The sequence below is a fragment of the Sphingobium sp. B8D3A genome (genome assembly GCF_025961995.1).
Taxonomy (GTDB): Bacteria; Pseudomonadota; Alphaproteobacteria; order Sphingomonadales; family Sphingomonadaceae; genus Sphingobium.
In genome coordinates, this window is the sequence record NZ_JAOQOS010000001.1 from 826,802 (window position 1) to 853,800 (window position 26,999).

The 26,999-nt window shown below is 64.9% G+C and carries 20 protein-coding genes, 1 tRNA gene and 1 riboswitch; of the genes, 13 read left to right on the forward strand and 8 right to left on the reverse strand.

Annotated features, from left to right (window positions below; genetic code table 11):
* Positions 1–6 precede the first annotated feature (6 nt).
* The 6 genes from M2342_RS03690 to M2342_RS03715 all read left to right on the forward strand — a co-directional run bounded on the left by M2342_RS03690 (position 7) and on the right by M2342_RS03715 (position 5,953).
* Positions 7–1,419 carry a M20/M25/M40 family metallo-hydrolase gene (locus M2342_RS03690; protein WP_264578082.1) on the forward strand — a complete coding sequence of 471 codons (1,413 nt, stop codon included), beginning with the start codon at positions 7–9 and terminating at the stop codon, positions 1,417–1,419.
* A 246-nt stretch (positions 1,420–1,665) separates the two neighbouring features.
* Positions 1,666–1,977 (forward strand): UrcA family protein, encoded by a 312-nt coding sequence (locus M2342_RS03695; protein ID WP_264578083.1) that lies wholly within the window; start codon positions 1,666–1,668, stop codon positions 1,975–1,977.
* A 206-nt stretch (positions 1,978–2,183) separates the two neighbouring features.
* A complete protein-coding gene (locus M2342_RS03700) occupies positions 2,184–2,465 on the forward strand; it encodes a hypothetical protein (RefSeq protein WP_264578084.1) in 282 nt (93 codons plus the stop codon).
* Positions 2,466–3,376: 911 nt separating this feature from the next.
* Entirely contained in the window at positions 3,377–3,898 is a 522-nt protein-coding gene (locus M2342_RS03705; RefSeq protein WP_264578085.1) for a DUF3489 domain-containing protein, read from the forward strand.
* On the forward strand, positions 3,895–4,293 hold the full coding sequence (locus M2342_RS03710) for a DUF2924 domain-containing protein (protein WP_264578086.1): 399 nt from the start codon (positions 3,895–3,897) through the stop codon (positions 4,291–4,293). The genes M2342_RS03705 and M2342_RS03710 overlap by 4 nt, the downstream gene beginning before the upstream one ends.
* On the forward strand, positions 4,286–5,953 hold the full coding sequence (locus M2342_RS03715; protein WP_264578087.1) for a recombinase family protein: 1,668 nt from the start codon (positions 4,286–4,288) through the stop codon (positions 5,951–5,953). The genes M2342_RS03710 and M2342_RS03715 overlap by 8 nt, the downstream gene beginning before the upstream one ends.
* 256 nt (positions 5,954–6,209) lie before the next feature.
* Here the strand turns inward: M2342_RS03715 and M2342_RS03720 are convergent.
* Together M2342_RS03720 and M2342_RS03725 are read right to left on the reverse strand one after the other, a co-directional pair.
* Positions 6,210–6,296, reverse strand: a tRNA-Leu gene (locus tag M2342_RS03720).
* Between the two features lie 153 nt (positions 6,297–6,449).
* The gene (locus M2342_RS03725) at positions 6,450–8,204 is read right to left on the reverse strand and encodes a PAS domain-containing protein (RefSeq protein WP_264578088.1); all 1,755 of its coding nucleotides are present in this window, start codon (positions 8,202–8,204) and stop codon (positions 6,450–6,452) included.
* Between the two features lie 213 nt (positions 8,205–8,417).
* On the opposite strand from M2342_RS03725, the gene M2342_RS03730 reads away from it, so the two are divergent.
* A complete protein-coding gene (locus M2342_RS03730; RefSeq protein ID WP_264574361.1) occupies positions 8,418–9,983 on the forward strand; it encodes a carbon-nitrogen hydrolase family protein in 1,566 nt (521 codons plus the stop codon).
* A gap of 26 nt (positions 9,984–10,009) precedes the next feature.
* On the opposite strand, the gene M2342_RS03735 is transcribed toward M2342_RS03730, so the two are convergent.
* From M2342_RS03735 to M2342_RS03755, 5 genes are all read right to left on the reverse strand, one after another.
* Positions 10,010–11,611 carry a GMC family oxidoreductase gene (locus M2342_RS03735; RefSeq protein ID WP_264578089.1) on the reverse strand — a complete coding sequence of 534 codons (1,602 nt, stop codon included), beginning with the start codon at positions 11,609–11,611 and terminating at the stop codon, positions 10,010–10,012.
* A 28-nt stretch (positions 11,612–11,639) separates the two neighbouring features.
* Entirely contained in the window at positions 11,640–12,152 is a 513-nt protein-coding gene (locus tag M2342_RS03740) for a nuclear transport factor 2 family protein (RefSeq protein ID WP_264578090.1), read from the reverse strand.
* Positions 12,153–12,155: 3 nt separating this feature from the next.
* Positions 12,156–12,626, reverse strand: a complete 471-nt coding sequence (locus M2342_RS03745) for a DUF3237 family protein (protein WP_264578091.1) — start codon at positions 12,624–12,626, stop codon at positions 12,156–12,158.
* 114 nt (positions 12,627–12,740) lie between these two features.
* The gene (locus tag M2342_RS03750; RefSeq protein ID WP_264578092.1) at positions 12,741–14,345 is read right to left on the reverse strand and encodes a ShlB/FhaC/HecB family hemolysin secretion/activation protein; all 1,605 of its coding nucleotides are present in this window, start codon (positions 14,343–14,345) and stop codon (positions 12,741–12,743) included.
* A gap of 109 nt (positions 14,346–14,454) precedes the next feature.
* Positions 14,455–15,639 (reverse strand): hypothetical protein, encoded by a 1,185-nt coding sequence (locus M2342_RS03755; protein WP_264578093.1) that lies wholly within the window; start codon positions 15,637–15,639, stop codon positions 14,455–14,457.
* Between the two features lie 139 nt (positions 15,640–15,778).
* A riboswitch (cyclic di-GMP riboswitch) is annotated at positions 15,779–15,856 on the reverse strand.
* Between the two features lie 171 nt (positions 15,857–16,027).
* Between M2342_RS03755 and M2342_RS03760 the strand changes: the two genes are divergently transcribed.
* From M2342_RS03760 to M2342_RS03785, 6 genes are all read left to right on the forward strand, one after another.
* Positions 16,028–16,630 (forward strand): TetR/AcrR family transcriptional regulator, encoded by a 603-nt coding sequence (locus tag M2342_RS03760; protein ID WP_264574370.1) that lies wholly within the window; start codon positions 16,028–16,030, stop codon positions 16,628–16,630.
* A gap of 325 nt (positions 16,631–16,955) precedes the next feature.
* On the forward strand, positions 16,956–17,360 hold the full coding sequence (locus M2342_RS03765; protein ID WP_181558624.1) for a hypothetical protein: 405 nt from the start codon (positions 16,956–16,958) through the stop codon (positions 17,358–17,360).
* Complete coding sequence (locus tag M2342_RS03770) at positions 17,357–18,616, forward strand: efflux RND transporter periplasmic adaptor subunit (RefSeq protein ID WP_264578094.1); 1,260 nt, start codon at positions 17,357–17,359, stop codon at positions 18,614–18,616. The genes M2342_RS03765 and M2342_RS03770 overlap by 4 nt, the downstream gene beginning before the upstream one ends.
* Positions 18,617–18,741: 125 nt before the next feature.
* Positions 18,742–21,918 carry an efflux RND transporter permease subunit gene (locus M2342_RS03775; protein WP_264578095.1) on the forward strand — a complete coding sequence of 1,059 codons (3,177 nt, stop codon included), beginning with the start codon at positions 18,742–18,744 and terminating at the stop codon, positions 21,916–21,918.
* A gap of 17 nt (positions 21,919–21,935) precedes the next feature.
* Positions 21,936–23,342 (forward strand): efflux transporter outer membrane subunit, encoded by a 1,407-nt coding sequence (locus M2342_RS03780; RefSeq protein WP_264578096.1) that lies wholly within the window; start codon positions 21,936–21,938, stop codon positions 23,340–23,342.
* Between the two features lie 115 nt (positions 23,343–23,457).
* On the forward strand, positions 23,458–24,696 hold the full coding sequence (locus M2342_RS03785) for a GGDEF domain-containing protein (protein WP_264578097.1): 1,239 nt from the start codon (positions 23,458–23,460) through the stop codon (positions 24,694–24,696).
* 58 nt (positions 24,697–24,754) lie between these two features.
* Here M2342_RS03785 and M2342_RS03790 read toward each other — a convergent pair whose 3' ends face one another.
* On the reverse strand, positions 24,755–26,992 hold the full coding sequence (locus M2342_RS03790) for a TonB-dependent receptor (RefSeq protein ID WP_264578098.1): 2,238 nt from the start codon (positions 26,990–26,992) through the stop codon (positions 24,755–24,757).
* Positions 26,993–26,999: the final 7 nt, after the last annotated feature.

The window sequence follows — 26,999 nt, forward strand, 5'->3', positions numbered from 1 at the left end:
TGGGGAATGAAACTCTTGCGGATGTTTTTGCTGGGCTCAGCGCTGGCGGCGTTTCCCATTCACCCAGCCGCGGCCCAGGAGCCGGGTGAGACCGCCTTCCGCGCGCTCTTTAAAGAAATGGTCGAGATCGATTCCAGCCCGGAAAGCGGCAGTTGCACGCCGGTCATCGAAGCGCTGGTCGCGCGGATGAAACAGACTGGATACCCGGCTGAAAACCTCCACGTCTTCATACCGCCGGAGGATCCCAGGGCCGCTGCCTTGGTGGCCATCTACCCCGGTCGCGAGCCGAAACTCCCCGCTGTGCTGCTGCTGGGCCACGTCGATGTCGTCAATGCGCGCCGCGCGGACTGGACGCGCGATCCCTACAAGCTCGTCGAGGAAGATGGCTATTTCTATGCGCGCGGCGTTGCGGACATGAAGGCGCAGAACGCCATCTGGGCCGACAGCCTGCTGCGCTATCATGCAGAGGCATATCGGCCACGACGCACGATCAAAATGGCGCTGACCTGCGGCGAAGAAGGCGGGGGCCTGCTCAACGGTGCGCGCTGGCTGGTCGAGAACCAGCGTGCACTGATCGATGCCGGTTTTGCGCTTAACGAAGGGGGCTATGGCGAGTTCGATGCCTCCGGGACGAAGCGGCTCAACCAGACCTTTCAAGCCGCGCAGAAGATTTCCATGAGTTTCACGCTGGCGGCGACCAATCCCGGGGGGCATTCCTCCGTTCCCCGGCCAGATAACGCGATCTACAGCCTTGCACGCGCACTCAATCGCCTTAGCGCTTATGAGTTCCCCGTCCGTTTAATCGACGCCAACAAGGGCTATTTCAGCCGCATGGCGCCTTTGATCGGCGGTGAAGTCGGCGCGGCGATGGCAGCCATTGTCGCCGATCCAGAAGATCAAGCGGCCAACGACATCCTCAATCGCTCGCCCACTTATCATACGATGCTGCGCACGACCTGCGTTGCGACGATGCTTTCAGGCGGGCACGCGGGTAACGCGTTGCCGCAGCGCGCAACAGCCAACATCAATTGTCGTGTAATGCCGGGAACAGGTGCAGAAGAGGTGCTGGCCACGCTGACCCGCGTGATCGCGGACCCAGAAATCGTCATTACCGCTGGGCGCAGCATGACCCCGGTGCCCCCCGCTCCCGTGACGGACAAACTCCTCGCGCCGGCTCAGCAAGTGTCATCCCGCATCTGGCCGGGCGTCCCAGTTGTCCCGCATCTCCAGCCGGGCGCATCGGACGCGGTAACGCTCAACGCCGCGGGGATCGCGACTTATGGTGTCTCGGGACTGTTCCGGGACCCTGACAACAACGGTGTCCATGGTCTCAACGAACGCATCCGCGTGCGCTCCGTTATGGAAGGGCGTCGGTTCTTGTATGAACTCGTGAAAGCGTATGCCGAGCAGGGCCAGTAGAGGCCGGCGCCAAGCTCGAATGCGTCCAGCCGGATCGGCGCAGACGACTCGCATAGAACGATAGCTTCCGGCCTGAAGGCGGATCGCGGTCAGCGCCACCGCGCAGGTGCAGCATCGAAAAACGGCTGTTTTCTGCGACGCAGCAACGAACTCAGCTTGCCTGCTAGTGCAACAGAGCATAAACGAGGCGCCATAAGAGGCGCGCGTGATCGCGCACGAACGAGTCTTAGGAATTGAGGAACTACAATGAAGAAAATTATCTTGGTGGCCGCCGCCGCCTTATTGTCCGCAGGCTCCGCGCTCGCCGGAGAAACCGCACCGGACTCTTCGACTGTGAAGGTGTCGACTGCCGGGCTTGATCTGAGCCAGGCTCGCGACCTCCAGAAGCTCCAGACCAGGATGGACAACGCAATCGCCGATGCCTGCACGCCCCATGGTAGCTACTTTGCGACGCTTGGCCCTGAGCGCGACTGCCGCGCGAAGCTTAACGCAAATGCCAATCAGGTTCTGGCCAGTCTGAAAAGCGGCGCTGCTGCAAGTCGACTAGCGGAATTCTGAGGACGCCAAAGGCTGCGCTGAGCCGCTGTCGTCCTGCTTTGCGCAGGCGTTTTTCGACCGGAGCCGCCGTTCGTGCGTTGGCACTATATGTTTCCACCAGGCATCGGGCGGATGCCGCCAGCCATTGACTTGCTCCTCGGGAAAGGTCACTTTGGACGCTATCGGCTGCAGCCGGGGTGCACGCCCGGCACAGGAAGGCGGATCCAATGCGGCATACCTTTGTTTCCTTTTGCCTTCTCGTTTCCATCACCGCGGTGCCGGCCATGGCTTGCGAAGCTGACGGTGTGGGCCATGTGTCGGAAGCCGATTTCCTTGAGAAGCTGGATCTCACCGGCCTGACCTATGCGCAACAGGTGGCGGTGCAGCAGGAAGCGCTGATCATATTCCGTCTCGAACAGCAGGCTCTGATCGATAAGGCCCGTGAAGAGTTCAAGGCTCGCTTCAAACCGCGTAAGGAATCGGCCGTATCTGCGTCGCGCCCGTCGTAGAAGGCTGGTCCCGGCCGATGGTGGTTTGATGCTAATTATGCGAGACTTGGTTTTACATCCTCGATGGTTCCGTTCCATCCTTGATGGTGCCGCAGGGCATTTTAATTCACCGCCTTGAGTTGACGATATGCGATCAGCCAGTCGCGGACATGTCTACGTGACTCTTTGAGCCCTTCTTTTGCGATTGCGGAACTGCCGTCCAGGCATACAACGGGCGAGCTTTTGAAGCCCAAGCCTGCGATGTCTAAGCGCATCTCCAACCAAAGGAGCAATGTGAGATATCGGATCACATGGCTGCATTGAACATTTCTGCACTGTACGGCAGCTATTCTCAATTCGTACCCTGAAACCTGCCGTTCCGGAACGTCCCCAATACCGGCCGGCGATTTTCGATCGTTGGCATCCGCGTCACCGATCCGCTGTGATAAACGGGTCGCTCTGTCGCAGTTCATCAAGCAAGCTTTCGACCTTCGCGATGTCGGAGCTTGAGCCGGTCGGGTCGATCATCCAGTTGCAATGCGGATGGGTCCTGAGATCGTATATGAGGATAGGACCGATGAGTTTGCGCCAGCGTTGACGGGTACCGCCATGATCACGGATTAGTCTGCGATCAGAAGGTCAGCCAACTGAGATCGGGTCATGGCGTGCCTATCTCTTGACGGCGCGAGACTAGCAAGCGGCGAGTGAGGGCGATGTCCGCGTCCCGGTGGTCCATCATCATTTCGGCATCATGTGCCGACCCTACGCGCATCTTCCTTGACGGCGCACATTCGACTGGACTTGTTCTACACACCGAGCATTGGTGCTGGTCGAGCCGCGGGACAGGACTGCGGATATGCCCTGCCGGCTTGGTCGACAGGGCTCTGGGTGGTGGGAGCAGCGAAGTGCTGCTTCGCAAGAGGAGACCGCCCATGACCAGGCTCAACGATCTGCAACTCGTCCTGCTGTCCGCTGCTGCCCAGCGCGATGATGGCAGCTTGCTGCCACCGCCCAATCATCTCGCCGATCAGGCAGGCCGGATCCGCAAGGTCATCCCGCCGCTGATCAAGCGGGGTTTGATCGAGGAAGCGGCGACGACCGACCTGCCGAAGGTCTGGCGGGAAGAGGGTGATGATCGCTTCGCGCTTGTCATTACGCAAGCGGGCCGTGCCGCGATCGGCCTGGACAGCGAGCAGAATGCTCTGGCTGAGACTGTTGCTACTGCGGCCGTCGTCACGCCACCGAACCGCACACGGTCAAAATCAGAGCAGGTGCTGGATCTGCTCCGCCGCGCGGAGGGCGCATCGCTTGATGAGCTGGTCAGCATGACCGGCTGGCTGCCGCACAGCACCCGTGCGGCGCTCACCGGCCTGCGCAAGAAGGGCCATGGGATCACGCTGGACAAGAGCGGTGAGCGCGCCTGCTATCGTCTGGTCGAAAGCGCCGAGGCATGAGCCTGGAGGCACGCCTTGATGCTCTGGCGGCGCTGTCGCTGGGCGAGCTGCGTGATCAATGGCGATCGTCGCTCAGAACAGAACCACCGCGCGTCAGCGCCGATCTGCTGCGCCGACTCTTCGGCTTTGCGCTGCAGGAGAAAGCCATGGGAGGGCTGTCGCCCTCCCATGGCCAGGCCCTTCGTCGCCTTGCTGCCGGCAAGGAGAGCGTCAAGCTCAAGAGCGGGATGCATCTCGTACGGCAGTGGAACGGGCGTAGCATCAGCGTCACCGTGGTTGAAGATGGCTATGTGTGGGAAGAGCGCAGCTATCGGTCGCTCTCGGCTATTGCCCGCGCGGTAACCGGAACATCCTGGTCAGGTCCCCGCTTCTTCGGGCTGCATGATCATGGCTAGGCGGCCCAAGGTGGCGGAAGGACCGCGCGGCGCGGTGCGTTGCGCCGTCTACACCCGCAAGTCCAGCGAGGAAGGGCTGGAGCAGGCATTCAACAGCCTCGATGCCCAGCGCGAAGCCTGCGAGGCGTACATCGTCAGCCAGCGCCATGAAGGCTGGACCCTGGTCAAGACCGCTTATGACGATGGCGGCTACTCCGGTGGGTCCATGGATCGTCCTGCGCTGGTCCGCCTGCTGGCAGATGTCGAAGCCGGAAAGATCGACGTAATCGTGGTCTACAAGGTCGATCGCCTGACCCGTGCGCTCTCCGACTTTGCCCGCATCGTCGAGATCCTCGATGCCCGAGGCGCCAGCTTCGTCTCGGTCACGCAGGCGTTCAACACCACCAGCAGCATGGGGCGGCTCACCCTCAATGTGCTGCTCTCCTTTGCCCAGTTCGAACGCGAGGTGACTGGTGAGCGCATCCGCGACAAGATCGCCGCCTCGAAAAAGAAGGGCATGTGGATGGGCGGTAATCCCCCGCTTGGCTATGATGTGAAGGACAGGGCGCTGGTCATCAACCCGGCCGAGGCACAACAGGTCCGGCACATCATGACCCGCTACCTTGCGCTGGGTTCCCTACAGGCTCTGGTCGAAGAGTTGTTGCGCGATGGCTATCGCACCAAGCAGCTTCATGGTCGGGGTGGTATCGCGTTCAGTCGCGGCGCGCTCTCTCATCTGCTGGGCAATGCCATCTATCGCGGCAAGGTCGTACACAAGGGCGCGGTCTATGACGGCCAGCACGACGCGATCATCAATGAGGCACTTTGGGATGCTGTGCAGCGGCAGCTGGAACTGGGACGCAACAACCCCTCGGCCAGGCGCTCTCCCAAGCGCAGCTTGCTCACCGGTCTGATCCACGATGGGGAAGGCCGAAAGATGTCACCCAGCCACACGGCCAAGGCCGGCAAGCGCTATCGCTATTATGTAACCCATCCCAACGCACTCATCGGCAGCAGCGAAAAACCATGGCGGGTCAGCGCGCCGGAGATCGAACGGATCGTCATCGAGCGCCTGAAGAGCTGGCTCATGGACCGTCGGGCGATCATCGACATTGCCGGGACTAGCCAAGCGATCAACGCACTTACCAAGGCAGCACAGGCTGCAGCCGATCTGGACAAAGCATCAAAGCGTACGGCCATATTGACCATGCTTCTCTCACGAATCGATATGGCTGATGAGGGCATAACCATCACTCTCGACCGTGACAAGCTGCTGGCCCTCCTGCGTCTCGATCAACTGGCGCATGATCATCCCGTGCAACTGACAAGCCGTGCGATCCGCATCCGACAAGGCAAGGATGTCCGCATGATCATCGGCGACGCGCAGGACCGTTCAGCCGATACGGTCAATACGCCGCTGGTCGCACTGATCGCTGAGGCCCGAGCGCTGCATCAGGCGCTGCTCGGCGCCCCGGAGCATAGCTTGGCATCACTTGCCGACGCGCAGGGCAAGTGCCGCAAGCGGTCCGCCCAGCTGATGCGGATCGCGACGCTTGCGCCTGACATTGTGGCGCAATGCATCGAGGGCACCCAGCCGGTTTCGCTCACGACCAAAGGACTGCTCAGCATCGATCTGCCGATCAGCTGGAGTGAGCAGCGGGCTTTGCTCGGCTGCAGGTAACTTCCTTCACCCATCTAGGGAAAGCGTCGGCCGGATGTCCTCCGGCCGCTTTCTGTTCGACGCCGCGCAGCGCAGACCTGTCATGAGGTCTGGAAAATGACCCCTGAGATAACATCGCATAAATGGCCGACGCCGCCTGCGAGCTCAGTCTGCACACCTCAACCGCCGAATTGACGGCGCCGAAACGGCGCAGTTCTGCGCGAGTTATGCCACGGCCCTACCACGGCTCACGAATCTCAGGGAATCACCGACTATCTGGTGCGGGCGGTCGGACTCGAACCGACAAATCCTTGCGGATGGCGGATTTTGAGTCCGCTGCGTCTACCAATTCCACCACGCCCGCACGGCGCGAACCCCTTGATGCAGCGCGCTGCGGGGATGGCTGGCGCGCCTATATCTCACCTTTTTAGGAAACGCCAGATGCTCGGTGGCCTTCATGGGCCGCGCGTGAGAATAGATCTCTCACGCCCGCGCCCTGGTCAGCCGGCCTGCGCGATCAGGCTTCGGCGTGGCCGTAATCGGAGCGGTGCCGGCAGGCGTCGCCGGCGGTGGCCCGGTTCTTGAGCGCCTGCTCGACCCTGTTGAGCAACTCGGCCGGGCGATAGGGCTTGCCGATCACATCTTGCGAGATGGTCTGCGGGCCATCGGAGACGAGCTGCTCATTATAGCCGGTGGTCATGAGGATCGCGATGCCGGGCGCCAGCTTCACGGCTTCCTCCGCCAGCAAAATGCCATTCAGGCTGCCGGGCATGACGAGATCGGTGAAGAGAAGATCGACCGGGTCGGCCTCCATCAGGGTCTTCAGCGCCTTGAGACCCTCATCGCCCGAAATGGCGGTCGAGACGCGATAGCCGGCGCTTTCGAGAATCTCGCGGGAAAGGGCCATCACTTCAGGGCTGTCTTCCACCACCAGAATATGGGCCTTGCCGGAGGGGCCATCGGCGGGCGCGGCCGCGGTGATGGGGGCGGGGTTGCCGGCGCGGTCATCCTCGTCATTCTGCACGGAGACCGGGAAGAGCAGGCGGATCGTGCTGCCGACGCCCTGTTCGCTCTCAATCTCCAGCCGGCCCCGCGATTGCTGCAGGAAGCCGCTGGCCATGGCGAGGCCGAGGCCCGTGCCCTGGCCGGTGGGTTTGGTGGTGAAGAAGGGCTCCGTCGCGCGCTGGGCGACATGGGCGGGCATGCCTTCCCCTTCGTCGGTGACTTCAAGGCTGATATAGTCGCCGGGCGGAAGCTGGCGGGCGGCGGCATCACCGTTGAGATGCAGCTTGCCGGTCGTGATGGTCACCAGCCCGCCGGCGCCGCGCATCGCGTCCTTGGCGTTCATCACGATGTTGAGCACCGCCATCTCGAACTGGTCGGGATCGACGTGGATGCGCGGCAGGCCCCGACGCAGGCTGAGGTGCAATTCGATATCGCTGCCGAGCGCGCTCTCCAGCACATGCACGAAGCTCTGCACGCAATCGCTCACGTCCACTGATCGGGGCGTGAGGCGCGTCTTGCGGGCGAAAGCGAGCAACTGGCCGGTCAGCTTTGCCCCGCGCGCGGCGGCGTGCTGGGCATTCTCGATATGCCGCCCGGCCCGCTCATCCTCGATGCGATTCGAGGCCAGTTCAAGGCTGCCGCCGATCACCTGCAGCAGATTGTTGAAGTCATGGGCAAGGCCAGCGGTCAGCTGCCCGATCGCTTCCATCTTCTGCGCCTGGCGCAGCACTTGCTCGGTTTCGCGCCGCTTGGTGACGTCCAGCTGGCTGGCAAAAAAGTAGAGCAGCTTGCCGGAGACGTCATAGACCGGGCCGATGAACACCGCATTCCAGAACGGCGTGCCGTCGCGCCGGTAGTTGAGGATTTCGAGCGCGATGGACTCATGCCGCGCCACGGCATCGCGCAGTTCGGCGATCCGCTCGCGGTCCGTCTCGGCACCTTGCAGAAACCGGCAGTTGCGCCCGATGATTTCGCTCTCTTCGTAAAGCGTGAGGTCCAGAAATGCCTTGTTGGCAAAGACGATGGGATTGTCCGGCAGATTGGGATCGGTGAGGATCATCGGCATCCGCGTCATTTCGATCGCGGCGAAAAATACGTTGCCCCGTTCGCTCAGGCCCGGCGCGGTGATGGTGCGCTCACGCCAGTGATCCTTGCCGCGCACGGTCACCCGGCCTTCGGCTGCTTCAGTGCCCTGATTGTCATCCGAAGCGGCGGTATCCCCGTTTTCAGCCGCGAAGTCGTTGTGATCGCCCGATTCAATCGCCAAGGTCGCATTCCCTGTGGTTGCCCGCTCCAGCCGTCCGCGACTTTGAAGCCAGCATAACAAACGCTTCAGGACCGAGTGGTTCCCGAAAACCGCCCAGACTGCCCTTGCGTACAGGGGGTGGCTAGTCGTCCGATTGCCGGGGTGCAAGACAATGTGGGGACAGCCGGACTGCACGAACATGGACGCTGGGCGCGATCGCGCTATATCGCCTGCATGGCTCATACACAGGCAAAGCTCATCGTCCGTCCCGCGCTCGCCAAGGATGCGCGCGCGATCGCCCGGCTCTCCACCAAGGTCTATGGCAAGGCCGAGGCCATGACCGCCGCGCAAATTCGCGGCCAGATCAATAACTTCCCCGAAGGGCAATTCGTCGCCGATTATGAGGGCACTATCGTCGGCCACTGCGCTACGCTCATCGTCTCGCAGGAGATTGCCTTCGCCCCGCACAGCTGGGGCGAAATCACCGGCGATGGCTTCGGCACGCGCCATGACCCGGAAGGGGACGTTTTGTACGGCATGGAAGTCTGCGTCGATCCCGATTTCCGGCGTCTGCGCATCGGCCAGCGCTTCTATCGCAAGCGGCAGGAACTGTGCCAATATTTCGAGCTGAAGGGCATCGCCTTTGGCGGTCGCCTGCCGGGCTATGCGCGCCGCCGGCGGGATTATCCCGATCCGCAGGCCTATCTCGATGCCGCGATCGAGCGCAAGCTGCGCGATCCGGTGATCAACTTTCAGCTGGGGCAGGGCTTCCAGGCCAAGGGCATCCTGCCGGATTATCTGCCGGGCGACCGGGACAGTGCCGGCAATGCGGTGCTGATGTTCTGGCCCAATCCGCTGGCGCCGGAGGAGGGGACGGGGCGCGCCCACCATGGCACCCTCAAGCTGCCGTCATCGGTGCGGGTTGCCACGGTGCAGTTCCAGATGCGCGGCATTACACGGATCGAGCAGTTCGAGGAGCAGGTGGAGTATTTCGTCGACGTCGCGGCGGATTACCGCGCCGACTTCGTGGTGTTTCCCGAGCTCTACACGCTGGAACTGCTCTCCATCTCCCGCGCGAAGCTCGCACCCAGCGAGGCCATCGGCAAGATCGCGGAATATACCGAGCGCTATTGCGCGTTCATGGAGAAGCTGGCGGTCAGCTACAATATCAACATCATCGGCGGCTCCCACCCCACGCGGGTGGAAAATGGCGATATCCGCAACATCAGCTATGTTTTCCTGCGGGATGGCGCGATGTACACGCAGGAGAAGCTGCACCCCACGCCATCCGAGCGGCGTTGGTGGAACATCAAGGGCGGCTTCGGCGCCGATGCCATTCCCACCGACTGCGGGCCGATCGGCGTGATGATCTGCTATGATTCCGAATTCCCGGAGCTGGCGCGGCATCTCGTCAATCAGGGCGCGCTGCTGCTGTTCGTGCCTTTCTGCACCGATGAGCGGCGCGGCTATCTGCGCGTGCGCTATTGCTGCCAAGCGCGGGCGGTGGAGAACCAGTGCTATGTCGTGACGTCCGGCGTTGTCGGCAATCTGCCGAACGTCGAGAATATGGACATTCACTATGCCGAAAGCGCGATCCTCACGCCCTCGGACTTCCCCTTCGCGCGCGATGGCGTGGCCGCCGACACCGCGCCCAATACCGAGACGATCGCCATTGCCGACCTCTCGCTCGACGATCTGCTGACCAGCCGGCAGAGCGGCGCCGTGCAGAACCTGCGCGACCGCCGCTTCGACCTCTACGGCGTGCAGTGGAAGGAGCCGCGCACCAAGCGGGCGCGCTGAGGCAAGTCGGGGACGGGGACCAGGCTCTAGCCCGCCTTCACCAGATCGGCGCCTTTCTCGCCGATCATGATCACGGTCGCATTGGTGTTGGCGCCGGGCACGGTCGGCATGACCGAGGCATCGATGACGCGGAGGCCGGTGACGCCCTTCACGCGCAGCGCGGGGTCGACCACGGCGTCCGGCCCGGTGCCCATGGTGCAGGAGCCGACAGCGTGCTGCCCGATCTCGACTACCTGGCGCACCCAGTCTTCCATCTCGTCATCGCTCTGCACCTGCTCGCCCGGCAGCAGCTCCGTGCCGGTAAGCGCGGCTTGCGGGGCGGTGCGGTAAATGCGCCGCGCCTCGCGAATGCCGCGGATCATCGTCTGCATGTCCCAGCGGTCGTCCATCAGGTTGAGGGTGATGGCGGGGCGGTCGTTCGGGTCGGTGGAGCGGAGCGTCATCCAACCGCGGCTGCGCTGGTTGAGCACCACTACGCCGCAGGCCAGCTTGTGCGGTGGTGCGGGACGGAAGGGCGGCATCCACAGCCGCGCGCCGAACGTCACCGGATTGCACATCAGCTGAATGTCCGGCTGCGCCAGCGCGGGGTCAGTGCGGATGATGACGTTGCAACTGTTGAGCTGCGTCGCGAACTTGCCGGTGCCGAGCATCAGCCACTGGACAAAATGGCGCGCGGCCCGGTCGAGCCGCAGTTCCTTGACGAAGGTGACCGGCCTGGTCGCCGCGAATTCCATCATGCAGCAGGGATGTTCGGAGATGTTGCGGCCGACGCCGGGCACATCGGCCTTCACCGCAATGCCCATCTCGGCAAGCTGTGCGGCTGGCCCCACGCCGGAGAGCAGAAGCAGCTGCGGGCTGTTATAAACGCCGCCGCTCAGAATGACCTCGCGGCGCGCGCGCACCTGGCGGGTCTGGCCGTCCACCGAATATTCGATGCCGACCGCCCGATTGCCGTCGAACAGGATGCGGTGGGCGAGCGCCTTCAGCCGCACATCCAGGTTCTGGCGGCCAAGGGCAGGGCGGATATAGGCTGCCGCAGCGCTGGCCCGTCGCCCGCGCTTGTCGATGGTGACCTCGCCCAGTGCGGGGCCTTCCGCATCCGCGCCATTGATGTCGTCGGTCGCCGGATAGCCGGCCGCCAGCGTCGCCTGCCGCAGCGGCTCGTGGAGCAGATGCCCGGTCTGGATCGGCGCGACGTGCAGCGGGCCGCCCACGCCATGATAGGCGCTTTCGCCCCGCCAGCTATCTTCCATGCGCCGGAAATAGGGCAGCACATCGTCATAGCTCCAGCCGCGCGCGCCCATTTGCGCCCAAGTGTCGAAATCATTGGGGTGGCCGCGCATGTAGAACATGCCGTTGATCGAAGAGGAGCCGCCGAGCACCTTGCCGCGCGGAATCCAGATCCGCCGGCCATTGAGATGCGGCTCTGGCTCGCCCATATCGCCCCAGCTCAATTTGGGGTCCGCGATGGTCTTGAGGAAGGCGAGCGGCATGGCGATGTCCAGCCGCTTGTCGCTGCCGCCTGCTTCCAGCAGCAGAACCGACGTGCCGGGGTCTTCGCTCAGCCGCGATGCGACGACGCATCCGGCCGATCCCGCGCCCACCACGATATAGTCGAATTCATCCATCTCGTTCGGTCCGCCTGCCTGAATTGCTTCAATTCTGTCTGTCGTACAGCAGCCCCTTGAGCGGGGGTGGCAGCGGCCGACCTTCCCGCGCGCCCGTCTGCCCCGCAAAGCCCGCGAGGATCGGGCCGGACCAGTCGCGGATCGTGCGTTGCGCCATGCGCCACACGCCATCCTCCTGCCGGAAGATGTCCTCATAATAGCCCATCACATGCAGGGCGTGCGGGCCGTCGCCCTGGCGCAGGGCCACGGCGCCATAGGAGATCGCCCGCGCGCCGCCCTCACAGGGCGTGACGATGATGTTGGTGACGTGATGCTGCCGCCCCGCCGAAGCGGGCTGATCGCGAATGAAGGTCGCGAAATGGCGGATGGCGTCGGCGCCCTGCCAGCGCAGCGGCGTCTCGAACGCATCCCAGATCAGCAGCCCGTCGCGGGTGAAGCAGCCCACGAAAGCCTCGACATTGCCGGTATCCAGTGCCCAGGCATAATGGGCGATGGCATCGCGGATGCCGAACTGATCGTCGGCGGAAAGGCGGGTGGTCATGCTTCAGGTCACCGCATAATAATCGAAGAAGGTCGAATTGCCCCGCCGTTCGGCAATGCCGACGAAGACAGTGCGGTTGAGCCAGGCGTGCCACCCGTCCGGCGCCTCGAAGCGCGGTGTGATGCGGCAATAATTGTCCTGGGGGTCGACCTGTTCGCCCGCCTCGATCCGCGCCGTCATCTCCGGATTGGCGTAGGCGATGCCGCGATTGTGGATGTAGATCATGGCGCCATCATCGGCTTCCAGCATGTAATGCGCCTCGAATTCGACAAGGCCGCTGGGCCAGAGCCGGGGCCAGTCCCCGCCCGAATAGGGCACGACATGGCCGGAAAGACGCGGGCCGCTCACCACCCCGCCGGCGAGCGCGACGAAGCCGCGCGTGTAGCTTTGCAAGGCCGGCTGGAACCGCGTGCGCGGCCCTTCGCCGAAATCGAGGCGAACGTGGAAAGCCAGGTCGAGCGCCGGAACGTGCACATCATCCTCCCCCGCGAGCGTTCATGCCGCTCGTCAGATTGATTTTGTCTGCACGCTTGTGCCGGAACCCGCCTGCGAATGCCAAGGCAAAAAAAGCGGGAGCGGCGCGTTCGCTTATCGCCGCAATTTCAGGAACCAGCCGATGTTGAAGCGCCAGCCGTCCCCGGCGTTGGGAAAGGGCGCCTCGATGACGCGCGCGGCTTCCAGCGAGAGCGAGGCGCGGGTGGTATAGTTGAGGCGCAGCCCACCGCCGGCCGAGGCCATGGAATAGCTGGCTGCCGGGAGGCCGGTGCGGGCGTTGAGACGCACGCGGGCACCATCGACAAAGCCGTAGACTTCCGACCCCTGCAGGCGCGTGGGCAGCTTGGGACGCAGGGCCAGTTCGAAAAGGCCGGCCATGCCCTTGTCGCCGCTCAGAAGGGCCGTCTCGAATGCCCGCCCAATCTCCGGCCCGCCCACCGAGAAGCGCTCGTTGCCGCCGAGCCGGTCGCCGCTATACTGGCCGCTCAGCCGCAGCCGTCCAACAAGGCGCTTGCCGATCATCCGATCATAATTGGCGCGCCCGGCAATCTTGGTGAAGTCGATATCGGTAAAGCCCGGCACCCCGCGCGCGCCGAGCATATCGAGGCCTCGGCTGCCGGTGATGGCAAGGCTCAAGGCGCTCTTGTCCGCCACGATCGAGTAGCCGGCGGCCGCGCGCACGGCCCGGATGCGGTCGGAGGAAATTACCGATCCGAGATAGGCCGCATCGCTGTTCAGCCCGTCAATGCCGGCGCTGAGGGTGAGGTTGCGTTTATATCCGCGAATGACCGGATAGGAGAGGCTGAGCCCAAGCGTCTGCGCCTCGCCGACGATCGCGGGCGCCTGCAGCCGCGTATCCAGCCAGGAGGTCGAGAGGCCGAGGGTGAGGCCGTCCGTGCCGAGCGGCGTCTGGTGGCTGAACCCGGCGTAGCGATAGCGCTTCAAATCGGCGGCGCCGAGCAGGGTCAGGTCACTGCGGTCGCCATCGCGTAGCAGGCTGTAGAATTTGGCCGATGCGCGCCACTGCCCGCTGCCAAGCCCGCTTTGCGTGCGGTTATCGAAGCCGAAGGAGAAGTCGCTATATTCCCGCTCCGGCGTAATCGCGAGGCGAACGCCGCCGGCCTGCGCGCCGCGCAACATATTGGCGTCGATCTTCGCCCCGGGAATGTCGCGCATCAGCGAGAGGCTGCGTTCCAGCGTGCGGCGGCTGAGCGGGTGCTCGCGCGCCAGCGGGGCAGCATAGGCCTGGATGAGCGGGGAGGCGCCCTTGGGATAAGCGATATCCTCGATGAACCCTTCGGCCAGCAGCACGCGGACATGGCCTTCAGCCAGATCCTGCTGCGGAATGGCGACCGTGTAGAGCGCGATGCCGGTCTTGGCATAGGCATCGGAAATCCTCTTGGCGAGGGCGCCCAGGGTCTCGCGCGTGGCCGGCTGGCCGATGAAGGTCCGGGCGGCCTCTGCAACGGGCGCCGGGGCATCGACGCCGGAAAAAGTTACGCTGCGGATCGGCGCGGCGGTGGCCTGGGCCTCGACGTCCACCCGGCCTGTCGGATCATCCGCAGGCGGCCGCTCCTGTGCGGGCAGCACCGGGGTGGGGCCGGGCTGGCTTTGATCGATGAGGGGCGGTGTCAGGCCGCTGCCCGTGGGCTGGGCGATGGCGATCAACGCAATGGCTGCAGGCAGGAGCGCGACCATATGGACCTTTCTGAATGGGAGCGGTGGGTGCGCGGCGGGTCTTGAGACCGCCCGCCGCGCACCGCAGGGAAGTTGCGCCGAGGTTGGCGACTTGAGGCGGGGTGGCTGTTTAGCGGCCCAGCCCCAGAGAAGTGCCGACCGTGTTGAGCGTGCCGGTTACCGGCGCCAGCAAGCCGCCATTGGTCGTGGTGCCGGCGCCTGCGCCTGCACCGGCTTCGACGCTGCCGCCAACGCCTAGCGCACCGCCGACCGAGCCGACCGTGGCACCGACCGTGCCAAGCACGCCGCCATTTACGTCGCCGCCCGTGGCCGTTCCGCCGCCAAGCACGCCGCCGCCTGAGACGTCACCGCCCACGCCCACGGCGCCACCGACAGACCCGACGGTCGAACTCACCGCGCCAAGCACGCCACCCACGGCCCCCGCGCCACCGCCGGGCAGGGACGCGCCGTTCGGCAGCACATTGGCGTTGACCAGCGCCGGATCGCCGCTCCCCAGCAGCTGATTGCCGCCGAGCGCGACATTCAGCAGATTGTCGGAAATGCCGCCGGTGGGCGCCGTAATGTTGGTCACGCGCACATCGGCGATGCCGTTCACGGTCGCCAGCGCGGTATTGCCTGCGTTCAGCACGCCAGCGGATGCGAGCGTGCCCGTCGGTTGGGTGTCGCCGAGCACGCCGACGCCGATCGCGCCTGCGGTGCCGTCAAGACCGTTGGTTACGGTGCGACCGCCAACGTCGATGGACACGACATCGCCGACCACGCCTTGCGCGCCTTGCAGCAGCAGCGTGCGGCCTTCGCCGGCATCGACCAGCACCGTGCCGGTGTCCTGCAGCACCCGCGTGATCGTGCCGGTTACGGGCTGCGTGACTGGCAAGGCAGCGGCGATGGGGGTGGTCACGCCTTGCTGGCCGTCCGCGACGCCGAGCACGGCGTTGCCGGCCGTCGCCAGAACCGGGGAGACCTGCGTGACGACGCCTCCAGCCAGACCGCCGCTGGTGCTGCCGCCGCCATCGGCCGATCCGCCGCCCCCGGTATTCCCGCCGCCGGTGTTCCCACCGCCCGTGTTCCCGCCGCCCGTGTCAGTGCCGCCGCCGCCATTGTTGCTGCCGCCATCGCTGCTGCCGCCCGACCCGGGCGCCGGCGAGCCGACATTGGCGTAGCGGGAATAACCGCTGGTCTCGCAGGCGCTCAGCAGCATGGCGAGCGCGGAGCAGGCGGCTATGGCGGGCATGGCCCGGCATAGTCGTGACGTTCTGTTGGATCGTAATGTCGTCGTGGAAAGAACCTGAGCCATTGCGTCATCTCCTGTCAGGCTTGCAGCCGGGCTGGAGACGGAGCTATCCGATGGCAGGCCCACGTAGCGCGGAGCGGTGTGGAGCGATCATAGCCAGAGCGAGGCGTAGACACGCACACACAGCTCCGACCTCGGCTCCTTCGGCAACCCCGCTACCTTGAACCCAAGGCCGGAAGCTTTGCGTCACGGCGTCACCACCGCTTTGCCATTATCGGGATCGGAGTGATCCTGCGCTTGAAATGTCAAGCTCTGGAAAAGGTTCATGGAAAAGAGTCTGAACTTAACTTTTATCATGCCTGGGAGAACGTGCCGCTCGAGCGGGACCGTCCTGGCTCCCTTCGTCGCACCGGACTCGACAACCCCGTCGAGGAATTCTATACCGTCCGATATGGAACAGACCGCCATCAGGGGTCGGCCCCGCGAATTTTGCTGCGAGCAGGCGCTTGCGGCCGCTTTGCGTGTGTTCTGGACAAAGGGTTATGAGGGCGCGTCGCTCAGCGAGCTGACGGACGCGATGGGGATCACCCGCCCGAGTCTCTATGCCGCGTTCGGCAACAAGGAGGCCTTGTTCCGGCAGGCGCTCGATCTCTACGAGCGGGAGAAGCTGGCCTATATCGGTCCGGCTTTGGATATGCCCACCGCGCGCGGCGTGGCGCAGCATCTGCTCGATGGCGCGCTCTCCACGATTGCCGGCAATGGCCAGCCCACCGGCTGCCTCAGCGTGATCAGCGTCACCGCCTGTGGCGCGGAAGCGCAATCGATCCGTGAGGAAGTGCTCAAGCGCGGCGAGACCGTGAAGCGGGCATTGGTGGCCCGGATGCAGCGCGCCATCGACGAGGGCGAGTTTGTCGGGCCCGCCGATGCGGAAGCGATCACGAAATATCTCATCGCCGTTTTGCAGGGCATGGCGGTTTTGGCTGGCTCCGGCACCACACGGGAGGAGCTGGAGCGCGTTGCCGAGACGACTATGGGGATGTGGCCTAGCCGCTGAAGCGCCTGGGGACCCAAGACCGATTTTGCGCGCTGCAAAATAAAATATCGGTCGGTACAAAAAACCGGGTTGACGCCTGAACATCCGATTAATATACCAGTCAGTACAGAAGGCATGGGGGTGCGTGCGGCTTGGCCGGGCGCGTTCTGCTTGCCCGACTTGATTTGACAGCAATTTCATAGGTTCTGGTTTCGGGACGGACGCGCCGGTCGCGCACCGTCTTTCCCGGATCGATCCCTGGCATCCGCGATGCGCGCGCCCGGCAGCACTGGCTGTCCGGGGCTGCCCCGTCGTGCCTGCCGGGGAAGCAGGAGGAGACACGGTGATGGCATATCTGGATCTGAGAGATGGCGGGGCACGGGCGATGGTCCCGGGTGTCACTGCATCGGAGGCTGCAAGCCTTCAGGTGCAGGATGGCCACCTCCTTCCGGTCGAGTGGACGATTGTCCGCCTGGCGCGGGAAGACGGGTTGTCTTCGCTGCGCGAGGAGAGCCGCCTGGGCCGCCTGCTGCGCCTCGTTTTCGGCTTCCGCCGGGCCATGCCGCTGGCGAGCGCGCGCCTCGAAGCGCTGCGACGCATCGCGGTGCTGAGCTGGCACCATGGCTACAACATCGCCCCGTCCGAGCTCGGTCGCTTTTACGAGGCCGGCTACACGACCCATCAATATGAGACGCTGCTCCGCCACATCGGGGCCCTGCGTCTGTCGATCAAGCGGAGGAACCGCGCATGAACATGCTCAAGAAACTCAGCCCGGCGGAAGCCACGCCCATCGAAGGTGGCACGACGCGGCGGCGCTCGCTGACCCGTGCCGCCTGGGTGGCGCTGCCGGTGCTCGCCATTGCCGGCGGTTACGCGCTGATGCGCCCGTCGCCCCCGGCGCAGGCCGCGATGGCGGCGCCCACCGTCACCGTCTCGGCGCCGCTCGCGCGCGAGATTATGCTGTGGGACGATTATGTCGGCCGGTTCGAGCCGAGCCGCGCGGTCGAGGTGCGTCCGCGCATTTCCGGCCAGATCACGGCCGTGCATTTCACGGACGGTCAGATGGTCCGCGCCGGCCAGCCGCTCTTCACCATTGATCCGCGCCCCTTCCAGGCCGCGCTGGCCGAGGCGCGTGCCGGTGTCGCCACGGCCCAGAGCGATCTCGCGCTGGCCCGCAGCGATCTTGAACGTGCCGAACGACTGGTGGCGGTGGAAGCGGTCTCCAAGAGCGAGGTCGACCGGCTCCGTGCCCGCGTCTCGGCGGCATCGGCTGCGCTGGCCGGTGCGCAGGCCCGTGCCCGCAGTCGCGCGCTGGACCTTGAGTTCACCACCGTGCGCGCGCCCATTGGCGGCCGCATCTCGGATCGGCGGATCGACCCCGGCAACCTCGCCTCATCGGGAGAGGGCGCATCCGGCACGTTGCTCACCACCATCAACGCGCTCGATCCGATCTACTTCACCTTCGAGGGGTCCGAAGCGCTGTTCCTCAAGACCAAGCGTGATGCCGATGCCGACGCTACGCCGGTCGAGATCAAGCTGCAGGATGAGAATGCCTATCGCTGGAAGGGCAAGCTCGATTTCACCGACAACGGCCTGGATCCGCGCTCGGGCACCATTCGCGCCCGCGCCGTGCTGCCCAATCCCGATCTGTTCCTGACGCCCGGCATGTTCGGCAATATGCGGCTCTCCACCGGCTCTGCCACTCGCGCGCTGTTGGTGCCGGACACCGCCGTGCAGACCGATCAGGCGCGCAAGACGCTGCTCGTCGTCGGCAAGGATGGCACCGTCGCCGCCAAGCCGATCGAGCTTGGGCCGGTTGTCGATGGCCTGCGCGTCGTGCGGGCCGGGCTGGATCCCGCGGATCAGGTGGTGATCGTTGGCACCCAGCTCGCCATGCCCGGCGGCAAGGTGCAGGTCCGCAAAGGCCGCATTGCGCCTGAGACGCAGCCGGCGACGCCTGCCGCCGCCACCGCGCTGATGTCCGGCCAGGCCACCTTTACGCGCTAGATCAGGATCGGCTTCGCCTGAAGCCGATCCTGATCCGGTCCCTTTTGCTTTCCGCATGTCCGAGCCGTCAGGTGAAGCCGCCTGACCCGGACATGCTCTGAGCGCTGCCCCGAGGAGAGCTCCTCATGCGTCTGTCCCGTTTCTTCATCGACCGGCCGATCTTCGCGGCGGTCATCGCCGTCATCATCACGATCATCGGCGCGATCAGCTATTTCTTCCTGCCTGTCTCGCAATATCCCGAGGTGGTGCCGCCGACGGTGACCGTCTCGGCCATGTATCCCGGCGCCTCTGCCGAGACCGTGGCGGAAACCGTTGCCAGCCCGATCGAGCAGGAGATCAACGGCGTCGAGAACATGCTCTATCTCTCGTCGCAATCGACGGGGGACGGGCGCGTGGTCGTTACCGTCACGTTCAAGCAGGGCACGGACCTCGATGAGGCGCAGGTTCTGGTGCAGAACCGCGTCGCCATTGCCGAGCCGCGCCTGCCGCAGGAGGTGCAGCGCCTCGGCATCGTTACCAAGAAGACCTCGCCGGACTTCCTGCTGGTGGTGAACCTCATTTCGCCTGATGGCTCGCTCAATCGCGAGTATATTTCCAATTACGCGCAGACCCGCATCAAGGACCGGCTGGCCCGCATCGAGGGCGTGGGCGACGTGCAGCTGTTCGGCTCGCGCGATCTCTCCATGCGCGTGTGGATCGATCCGCGCCGTGCGGCGGCGCTGGGTCTGACGGCCGGCGACATCGTCTCCGCGCTGCGCCAGCAGAATGTGCAGGTTGCGGCCGGCACGCTCGGCCAGCCCCCCTCGGGCGGATCGGCCTTCCAGCTCAATGTCGAGACGCAGGGTCGCTTCACCGATCCGCAGCAGTTCGCCAATGTCGTCATCCGCACCGACGATCAGGGCCGGCAGGTCCGCGTTTCCGATGTCGCCCGTGTCGAACTGGGCGCCGAGGATTACGGCACGTCGGCCTACCTCGGCGACAAGGACAGCGTGATCATCCCCGTCTTCCAGATGCCGGGATCGAACGCGCTGGCCGCAGCCGAGGCGATCAAGGCCGAGATGAACGTCCTGGCCAAGGACTTCCCGCAGGGCCTCGAATATCGCATCGTCTACAACCCCACCGAGTTCATCCAGAAGTCCATCGACGAGGTCGTGAAGACGCTGGTCGAGGCGGTGATCCTCGTCGTGCTCGTCATCATCGTCTTCCTGCAGAAGTGGCGGGCGGCGCTGATCCCGGTGCTGGCGATCCCGGTCTCGCTCATCGGCACCTTCGCGGTGCTCGCGGGCATGGGCTATTCGATCAACAACCTGTCGCTGTTCGGCCTCGTGCTCGCCATCGGCATCGTCGTCGATGACGCCATCGTGGTGGTCGAGAATGTCGAGCGCAATCTGGAGAACGGGATGACTCCGCTCCAGGCGGCGCGCACCTCCATGGATGAGGTGGGCGGGGCGCTGATTGCCATCGTGCTGGTGCTGTGCGCCGTGTTCGTGCCGACCTTGTTTATCGGCGGCATGTCCGGCGCCTTCTACCAGCAGTTCGCGATCACCATCTCGGCTGCGACGATCATCTCGCTGGTCCTCTCGCTCACCCTGTCGCCCGCCTTCGCGGCGCTGCTGCTGCGGCACCGCCATGCCCTGCCGGAGGGCGCGCCGCGCTGGCGCCAGCTCACCGAGCGGGCGGGCGATGCGTTCAATCGCGGGTTCGACCGGTTCAGTGCCCGCTATGCGACCCTGACCGCGCGGCTGGTCCGCCAGCCCAAGAAGATCATGGCGGCCTATGTCGGGCTGATCGCGGTGACCGTCGCTGCGCTGGTTTACACGCCGTCGGGCTTCATCCCGGCGCAGGACCAGGGCTATTTCTTCACGATCATCCAGCTGCCGCCCGGCTCCTCCACCGCGCGCACCGATGCGGCGATGAAGAAGGTCGCGGAGCGAATGCTGCCCATTCCGGGCATCACCAACGCTGTCATGCTCTCGGGCTTCGACGGCGCCTCGGAGACGCGCAACGCCAGCTCGTCGGCGGCGTATTGGGTGCTCGATGATTTCGACGAGCGGGCCGCCAAGGGCCAGACCATCGACAAGCTAATGGAGGAAGCCCGCAAGGCGACCGCCGACATCAGCGAGGCGCGCCTGATGATCGTCAAGCCACCGCTCATCCGCGGCATCGGCTCGGCGGGCGGCTTCCGCCTGATGGTGCAGGATCGCGAGGGCGCCGGCTACAAGGCGCTCGAGCAGGCGGCCTACAGCGTCATCGGCCCGGCCAACCAGACGCCCGGACTCTCGTTCGTCTACACCTTCTTCGACACTGCGACGCCGCGCATCTTCGCAGATATCGACCGCGAGAAGGCGCAGATGCTCGGCGTGCCTCCCGAGCGGGTGTTCGAGACGCTGCAGATCTATCTGGGCTCGGCCTTCGTCAATGACTTCAACCTGCTTGGCCGCACCTATCGGGTGACCGCGCAGGCGGACGAAGCCTTCCGGCGCACCACGGCGGATATCGCCAGCCTGCAGACGCGCTCGGACTATAACCAGATGGTGCCGATCGGCTCGATCGCCACCTTCCGGGATACGACCGGGCCGTATCGGGTGCAGCGCTACAATCTGGCGCCCGCTGTCGCCATCGATGGCGATACCGCGCCCGGCGCATCCTCGGGCCAGGCGCTGGATGCCATGGAGCAACTCGCCAATGCCAATCTGCCGCGTGGCTTCAGCCATGAGTGGACCGGCATCGCCTATCAGCAGAAGACGGCTGGCAATACTGCAGGCCTCGTCTTCGGCCTCGCCGTGCTGCTCGTCTTCCTGGTGCTGGCGGCGCAATATGAGAGCCTTGTCATGCCGCTCGCGATCATCCTGATCGTGCCGATGTCGGTGCTGGCGGCTCTGGTGGGAGTCAACCTGCGCGGCATGGACAACAACGTCCTGACGCAGATCGGCATGATCGTGCTCGTGGCGCTGGCTGCCAAGAATGCGATCCTCATCGTCGAGTTCGCCCGCCAGGGCGAGCAGAACGGCATGAGCACGCTGGATGCCGCCGTCCACGCCGCCGGGCAGCGCCTGCGGCCGATCCTGATGACCAGCTTTGCGTTCATCCTGGGTGCGGTGCCGCTGGTGCTGGCCACCGGAGCAGGCGCGGAACTGCGGCAGGCTCTGGGCACAGCGGTGTTCTTCGGCATGGCCGGCGTCACCATCTTCGGCCTCATCTTCACGCCCACTTTCTACGTCGTGAGCCGCGCGCTCGGCGACCGGATCGCACGCCTGCGCGGGCGGTCCGGCGGCGATGCCGTGCCGGCCCCCGCCGAGTGAGTGAGGAGGACCCTATCATGACTGCTCATCGCATCTTCGCACCTCTTGTTTCCGCGCTGGCGCTTTCAGCGTGCGCGGTGGGGCCGGACTACGTCGCCCCCACGCCCCCCTCGGCGTCCTCCGGCCCCTTTCTTTCCGCCGCGTCCCCGGCCTTTGCGCCGGCCCCGGTCCAGCCGGACTGGTGGCGGCTCTACAATGACCCCGTGCTGGACGGGCTGGTCACCGACGCGCTTGCTGCCAATACGGATGTGCGCATCGCGCTCGCCCGGCTGGAAAAGGCCCGCGCCGGACTGCGCGGTGCACGGGCGGATCGCCTGCCGCGCACCGATCTCTCGGCCAGTGGGGATTATGGCCGCCTGCCCGCAAGCCAGCGCGCGCCGGGAGCGCCGCGTGAGGATTGGGCGCTCGATGCCGGACTGTCGGTCTCCTATGAGGTCGATCTGTTCGGGCGGGTGAGCCGGGGCGTCGAAGCTGCGCGCGGCGATGCCGATGCGGCCGCCGCCGATGCCGACGCCGTGCGCGTCGCCGTCGTCGCCGATACCACGCGGGCTTATGCCGATGCCGCCTCTGGCGCGTCGCAACTGGCCGTCAATCGCGAGATCGTGGGACTGCTCGACCGGTTGCTGGACCTGACCGGCAAGCGGCGCGAGGCGGGCCTCGCGACCACGCTCGATGTCTCGCGGATCGCCGCCTTGCGCGACCAGCGCGCCGCCGACATTCCGCTCATCGAGGCGCAGCGTCAGGCCGCGCTCTTCCGCCTCGCCACGCTCACCGGCCGGACCCCGGACGCCTTGCCGGAGATTGCCGCCCAGCGCAGCATCGGGCTGGAAATCCGTCAGGCCATACCGGTCGGGGACGGGGCTACCTTGCTCGCCCGCCGCCCGGATGTGCGCGCGGCCGAGCGTCGTCTCGCTGCCGATACCGCGCGCATCGGTGTCGCCACGGCGGACCTTTATCCGCGCATCAGCCTTGGCGGTTCGGGTGGATCGACCGGCAATGATATCGGCGCGATGTTCGGCGGTGGCCCGCTGCGCTGGCTGCTGGGTGGCCTCATCAGCTGGTCTTTCCCCAATCAGGAGGCCGCCCGCGCGCGCATCGCCGGCGCACGGGCGGACAGCGATGCCGCGCTCGCCGCCTTCGACGGCGCGGTGCTCAACGCGCTGGAGGAAACCGAGACGGCGCTCTCGACCTACGGCCACGCGCTGGAGCGCCGCCAACGCCTGCAGGCCGCCCGCGATTCCGCCGGCGCCGCCGCGCGCATCACCCGTGCCCAGCAGCGCGAGGGCGCCATCGACTCCCTCCAGCTGCTCGACACCGAGCGCACCTTTGCGGAGGCAGAAGCCGCGCTCGCCGCACAGGATGCCGAGGTCGCGCGCTCGCAGATCGACGTGTTCCGGGCGCTGGGCGGGAGCTGGGCGAGCTGAGCGCGGCTCAGGTCCCCGGACTTGCGATGAGTCGCGCGACCGATGCTGGAATGCTAATGGCATCTTAACATCCGCACCATAGCCCGTGCGGCTGAGAAGCTGTTGTGAGTCAGCAATGGACGAAGGTCAGGTTTCCAGTGAGCGGATCGACGCAATCGAACGCGCATTGTTGCGGCCTGTTGGCCAGATCGCTCTGGAGCCGTCCCTCGAAACCGCCTATCTCGACCGCACTGACCTGAAAAGGCGCACAACCATTGCCAGCTGGCACATCGGGGCGCTGATTGCCAATCTGGCGTGCCTGCCTCTGGATTATATCGTCGGTCAGCTGCAGCTGGGGCTGGCATTGCGGTTGGGCATCACGACTCCGGCCTATCTGCTGGCCATGGTGATCGTGATCCGGGGCCCGAAGCGGTTGCAGAACGCCGCCATCATCCTGCCCATGGTGATCTTTGTCGCGACCGTGACCTATCTCGGGCTTCAGGTGGGGCAACCGCATAGCGACCGCTATTTGATGGCCGCGGCTCTGCTGCTGATCTTTAAAAATCTCGTAATCCCTACCTCGGTGCGGCAGGCGCTGGCGACCACGACGCTGTCGATCCTCTCCATGTTCGGTCTGGCCTTTCTACTGCGCGGCCCGAACATCGAATCCCTTACCCTCTGCGGATTCATTACCCTCGCGTCGTTCCTGCCGCTCGTTATGCGCTGTCAGGCAGAGCGCTCTTCGCGAAATGCGTTTCTCATCGAACTGAGGGACGAACTCAAATCCGCCCAGCTTGTTGCCTTGACCAAGGCGTTGGCGGAGCTTGCCGAGACGGACCCGCTGACCGGCATGCGCAACCGGCGGAGCCTTTCGGAGACGCTGAACGGCAAATGGGCGGCAGCAAGCGTGGACAACGCCTGGTTCGGTATCCTCATGATCGATATCGACCGCTTCAAGCTGTTTAATGATACCGCAGGGCATGATGCCGGCGATCGCTGCCTGGAGCGGGTGGCCTTGGCGTTGCAGAGCGAGGTTCACCGGCAGGGACATTATATCGCGCGCTTCGGCGGCGAAGAGTTCACCGCGATCACTTATGGCCTTGCGCCCGAACCGGCCCTCGCCTTTGCCGAGACGCTCCGGCGCGCGGTGCTCGATCTCGCCATTCCACATCCTGGCTGCGAGGATGTCGCGCCGGTCACGGTCAGCATCGGTGTGGCGGTGTTGCAGCCTTCGGCTGAGGACTCCGTGGAGGATGTCATCGGCGCGGCGGATGGCGCACTGTACAAGGCCAAGGCAAACGGACGGAACTGCGTTGTCGGCTCGGCGGGCATGTCCGGCTACATTGCGCGCACGCTCATGAAAGACGCTGGCTAGGGTCTGGCAGGAGAGGAGCGGGGCCGGCCACAGCGAGTGAACCAGCCCCATCTCTCAATCAGAAGTCGTACCGGACCCGCACGCCATATTCGCGCGGAGCGCCGTAGAACTCATTGTCGCCGAACTGGCCGGAGACATAGGTCTCGTCGGTCAGGTTAGTGCCATAGGCTTCGACCAGCAGATCACCCTTCTGCACGCCAAGCCGGGCGCCGAGCAGTCCCCGTGAGGGCAGCCGGTCGCTGATCGGCGAGTAGCCGATATATGTCCATTGCGGGCCGACATAGGCGTAGCTCACGCTTGGCGTGATCTTCACATCGCCCACCCACAGGTCGTAGCGCGCACCCAGATTATAGGTCCATTTGGGTGAGTAGAGATTGGAGCCGCCGCCCGTGGTGCGCAGAAACGGGGTATAGTCGATGCAGGTCGGCGGATTGGATGCCTGGCCTGTTGGGCACTGCACGGCCGGGGTTACGCCCGGGAATGCGCGGGCGTAAGCGCGCGTGTCCACGAAGGTCACGTCGCCCAGCTCGGAATCCACAAAGGCCACGCCCGCATCGAAGGTGAAGCCGGAGACCCGCGCCTGCACCTGCGCCTCGATGCCCTTCACCTTGGCATCGGTGAGGTTTGTCACCGCCGTCTGTCCGGTCGCCGGGTCGAGAGCGTCGAACTGGAAGGCATTATAGTCATAATAGAAGGCGCCAAGCTGGGTGCGCACTGCACCGCCCAGCATCGTCGCTTTCCAGCCGATTTCATAATCGATCACCGTTTCCGGATCGAACTCGGAGACCAGCGAGTTAGAACCGCCCGGCTTGTAACCACGCGCGACGAAGGCATAGAACAGGTTGTTCTCGTCCGGCGTCCAGTTGAGCGAGACCTTGCCGGTCATCCGCCCGTCCTTGTGGTCGCCGCTCAGATCCGCCACCTGCAAGCCGTTTGGCGGGAAGGTGGGGATGCCCCGACCGATCGAGACGCTGCCGCCGCCGGTCACCGAGAAGTGCGAGTAGCGCGCGCCCACGTCCAGCGCGAGTTGCGGCGTGATCTTGTACGTCACCTGGCCGAAGACGCCGGTGGTGGCCTTGTCATTGTCGATCAGAATGTCCGTCGGGAAGCCATTCGAGCGGTTCTCGATGATCACGTCGATCCGGTTGCGCTGATAATAGCCACCGACGATCCACGAAAGATCCTGATCGGTCGGCGAGATGATGTTGAACTCCTGCGTCCACACCCGCTCGCGCACGAACTGTTGCTGCGTCGAAACCGCGAGGCGCGTCGAATCCGCCAGGCTATAGCGCGCGGCATTGGTCGCATCGCTGTCGTAGAGGTTGAAGATGCGCTTGTTCTGGTAGCCGCTGAGCGAGCGCAAGGTGATGCCCGATCCCAGCTCGTAGCGCAGTTCCAGTGAGGCCTGGATTGCCTTCTCGTCATTCTGCGTCGGCGTATCATAGTCGATCAGGCGCGGGTCGCTGGTCCGATAGGCCGCATAGGCGGTGCCGGTAATGGGGCGGTAGGCATAGCCGCCAGTTTCCTTGTCCGCGGCTTCCAGCTTGAACAGCGCCTGGAAGCTCTCGGTCGGCTTCCACAACGCACCGAAGCGGCCGGATAGCTCATCGAGCCGACCGGCCGAGCTGCCGGCGGAGCCGATGTCGGTGTAGAAGGAATCGCGCGTGCGCCATTTGCCGGCGCCGCGAATGGCCAGCGTGCGCGAGAGCGGCAGGTTGAGCACCGCTTCCACGCTGCGCGCGTCATAATTGCCGATCGAGCCCTCGATGGAGCCTTCCACGCCCGCAAGATTGGGGTTGCGGGTGTTGATGAAGATCGCGCCGCCGGTCGAGTTGGAGCCGACGAAGGTGCCCTGCGGCCCGCGAAGCACTTCCACCGTGGCAATGTCGTAGAAGCTGGAGGTGGTGACGATGGGCGGCTGGAAGATGCCGTCCACATAGGTCGCCACGCCGTTTGCCACGGCGGGCGATCCGCTGGCGAGGCCGATGCCGCGAATGTTGACGTTCTGCGTCAGCCCGGCGTCGGTAACGGAGAGCGAGGGCACGACCGTCTGCAACTCGTCCACCCGGGTGACGCCCTTCTCCACCAGGCCCTGGCCTGAGAGCGCGGTAGCGGCGACGGCGACCTTCTGGAGATTTTCCTCGCGCCGTTGCGCGGTGACGATGATCTCTTCCAGACCCTCGCCTTGCTGCGGGTTTTGCTGCGCCAGTGCGGGTGCCATCGCAACGATGCATGTCGTTGACGAAAGCAACGTCAGCAGTGCGCGGACGGCATAAACCTGTCGATTGGCTTTCATAACCTCC